This window comes from Albidovulum sp. (genome assembly GCF_049646345.1).
In the GTDB taxonomy this organism is placed as follows: domain Bacteria; phylum Pseudomonadota; class Alphaproteobacteria; order Rhodobacterales; family Rhodobacteraceae; genus Albidovulum.
In genome coordinates this window covers 1-3,178 of the sequence record NZ_JBARVQ010000682.1, presented here as the reverse complement: position 1 = coordinate 3,178, position 3,178 = coordinate 1, and the positions used below count along the sequence as shown (strand labels likewise).

4 protein-coding genes are annotated in these 3,178 nt (G+C 62.3%); 1 reads left to right on the top strand and 3 read right to left on the bottom strand.

The features are described from left to right. Nucleotides 1-568: 568 nt before the first annotated feature. The 3 genes from WBB85_RS17825 to WBB85_RS17815 form a co-directional block, all read right to left on the bottom strand. Nucleotides 569-1,054, bottom strand: a complete 486-nt coding sequence (locus WBB85_RS17825; protein ID WP_432639940.1) for a GNAT family N-acetyltransferase — start codon at nt 1,052-1,054, stop codon at nt 569-571. 59 nt (nt 1,055-1,113) lie between these two features. Continuing rightward, complete coding sequence (locus WBB85_RS17820) at nt 1,114-1,806, bottom strand: glutathione S-transferase family protein (RefSeq protein ID WP_432639939.1); 693 nt, start codon at nt 1,804-1,806, stop codon at nt 1,114-1,116. Between the two features lie 63 nt (nt 1,807-1,869). Continuing rightward, complete coding sequence (locus WBB85_RS17815; protein ID WP_432639938.1) at nt 1,870-2,352, bottom strand: YHS domain-containing (seleno)protein; 483 nt, start codon at nt 2,350-2,352, stop codon at nt 1,870-1,872. Nucleotides 2,353-2,563: 211 nt separating this feature from the next. Here WBB85_RS17815 and WBB85_RS17810 point away from each other — a divergent pair. Beyond that, on the top strand, nt 2,564-3,178 hold a 615-nt coding region (locus WBB85_RS17810), incomplete at its 3' end, for a cupin domain-containing protein (protein ID WP_432639937.1).

Below are 3,178 nucleotides of genomic sequence, written 5' to 3'. Positions count from 1 at the left end.
AAACCTCCGCAAACTGGCCAAGTTGGTACCAGTTCCAGCCCCGGCGTAAGGAGGGGCAGCGCGCGGCTTGTTCTTAAAACCAGCATGCGCGTATCAAATGCCGACTTCTTCAACAGTATCTCCGCAGACTGTGAGTTCGACCACCTCCAGATTTCGCACGCGCGGCGAATGGCCGGCAAGCGGGCTGCAACTGCAGCATCGTGACGGTAGGGCGAAGGTCGGGAATGGGCCGTGGGCGAAGTGGCAGGGCAGGGAGCCTTTGCCCAGATCCGATTTCTTCGAATGACCGCACCGAGCCCTTTCCGACGGATGCTGCTCCGTGATCGAATGGCCGCAATGCCGCAGGGTTCCGGAACCTCCTGCAGCTGAGTCCGGTCTACAACCCCAATTATCGATTTCCGACCACGCGCGATGACAACGCGAGCGCCCGTTGAGATCTTGGAGCGGGGACGCCGCTCACGTAGATTCCGGAGCAGTTATCGTAGCCGACGATCCGTGCCCAAAGTGCGCCGGCGGCGCCAGAAATTGGGTTATGCTTCGCTGAAATCGACTCGTGGCAAGACAGGCGTCACCGCGTCTCCAGCCGGTATTTGAGAAATGTCGCTCCATCGTGCTGGATCTCACCGACGAAGCTTGCGCCCAAACGCCCAAGCGCTGCGAGGTTTCGGCGCGACGGCGGCAAGAGAAAGGTGACGAAGGGAATGCGCGCGTCGGCCGTGGCGAATGCGATGGCCTTGCAGGTGATCCGAGCGCCGAGCCCGAAGGCGCCGGGTGTCAGAACCAAGCCAAAATCCCATTCGTCACCCTCTTTCTGGAAGCCACCCCAACCGACATAGCGGCCGTCGGCGAGGATCGCCCAGTGCCCTAGTCCGTCGCGACGCCAGCACTCCTCCTTGGCCGCGACGAATTTCGCGGCAACGACGGGATTCCACGCGTCCTTCAACAGCGGCATATGCAAGGCGACCCGCGGGTCGGACATATGCGCGATCAGGATGTCCGACGGGATGTCCGGCAGGCGCGCGAAGGTGATCAGGGGCGGCCCTTTCTGCGTCATGCTGGCGCTCTCTTCGTTGTGAGTTTCGCCATCGCAGTACATGGCCAAGGCGTTCTGATTCAAGCCGACAGCCTTTCCCTTGCAGAGTTGATCTCAATCCGACGTGCCAGAGCGCCATTGCGGCGGCACAGGAACGCGGCCAGATGGTCGCCATAGTCGCGGGCGACTGCATCGCGCACGGTCGGACGCGCCGCCAGCGCCGCGCGCCAGGCCGGAGCCTTGGCGAGCCCGTCGAAGAAGCCGAAGTCCCCGAGCCGCTCGAAGATCTCGAAATAGCGGAAGACCGGCGCGAACACCGCATCGACCAGACTGAACCGTTCGCCCGCGAACCACGGACCTCGGCTAAGATGTGCTTCAAGCAGGCGGAAACGGGCGTGCAGGGCCGCAGCCTTCGAGTCGAGCACGGCCTCGTCCGGAGCGGAGTAGAAACCCGCGATGTCGTTCAGCGTCTCCGACCCAAAACCGATCCAGGCACGATGGCGTGCCCGTTCGACCGGATCGGCGGGATGCAGTGGGTTTGGTTGGGTTTCCTCGAGATATTCGAGAATTGACGAAGACTCGAAGAGCGCCGCATTACCCACCTTGAGAACGGGGGCGCGCCCGAGAGGTGAAATCGCAAGGAACCAGTCCGGTTTGTGCGCCAGATCGACGGTTACGCGGTCATGCGCAACACCCTTCTCGGCAAGGGCGATGGCGATGCGCTGGACATAGGGGCAAAGAGCGTGGCTCACGAGAGTAATGGTGGTGGGCATGTCTTTCTCCGTTCAAGGTGCGGGCCGGCTTGTGAGGAGCCGACCCGGTTTCGACGCTCGCGATCAGAGATCCGTCGCGGCGGTGTGTTCGATGGTGCTCCAGTTATCTTCCGCTTTGGCGATGGTGCTGGCCTCGTCCTTGAGGTAGGCCTTGAAGACATCCTCGTTCAGGAAGACGTAGAGCTTGTCGCCCATCACCGCGGCAAAGCTCGGGTCGCCATCGAACTTCTTGCCGACCGACACGCCGAAGGCACAGAAACCACCGTATTGCGGCGCGTAGCGGGCCGGATTCGCCTCGAATGCCTTGAGGTTTTCTTCCGAAGCGAAGTAGTAGGCCACCCCGTCATGGGCGGCGGCATAGGAGGCGTTGCCCTCGGCGTTCTTGCCCTGGTCGAGCAGCGATACCGGATCGGCGCCGTGCAGGCCGAGCGGTGCGCCGCCATAGGTCAGACCCGGAGCGACATTGGCCTCATCGGCGGCCATTGCGGGGCCGAAGGCGCAGAGCGCGGTCAGTGCCGCGGCAGCGAAGGTTAACTTGCGAGACATTGGATTTCCTTGTTTGATTGATGGAAGCGTCCCCGATCCGCACGGAGCGAGGGTGCCGTAAACTGTGGCAAAGAGTTTTATCCCGGCTTGCCTCGGCACTAGGCCAATGAACCCCAAATCTTTCGTCTTTTGAATGCCGAAAAGTCCAGCTTATATGCTTGATCGTTCGGACATCTGGACTTTGCGGATAAAGCAGGTAAGCTCGGTTATCATGTTTGACCTTCTCAGTGACATCCTCACCCGCCTGTCGCTCCGCGGCACGCTCTACTTCCGTACCAGCTTCACCGAACCTTGGGGGGTGCGCGTGCCGGCCTTCCGCGACGTGGCGCGCTTTCACTTCGCGCATCGCGGCGAGGCGCTTGTCCGGGTTTCAGGCGTGTCGGTGCCGGTCCATCTTGCCCAAGGGGATCTGATCGTGATCCCCCATGGCGCCGCCCATGTCCTGTCCTGCCGTCACACCGGCCCCGACGATGCGCTGCCGCTTGACGACATCCTGTCACGCGCCGGTTTTCCGGGTCATGGCACGTTGGTCTGGGGCGGCGAAGAAAGTCCGCGCGACACGCAACTGATCTGTGGACATTTTGCGCTGGCCGAGGGATCAAGGCACCTTCTTTTTGACCAACTCCCTCCCTTCATTCATCTGCGCGGCTACGGCGAGGAGGCGGGGCTCTGGCTCGAGGCCACGCTGCGGGTAATCGGTGCCGAGGCGGGCGGCGCGCGGCTCGGCGGCGACCTGATCGCGCTGAAAATGTCCGAGGCGATCTTTGCCCAGGCGATACGGGCCTATATCGAGCAGGCGCGCGACGTTGATTGCGGCGTTGCAGGC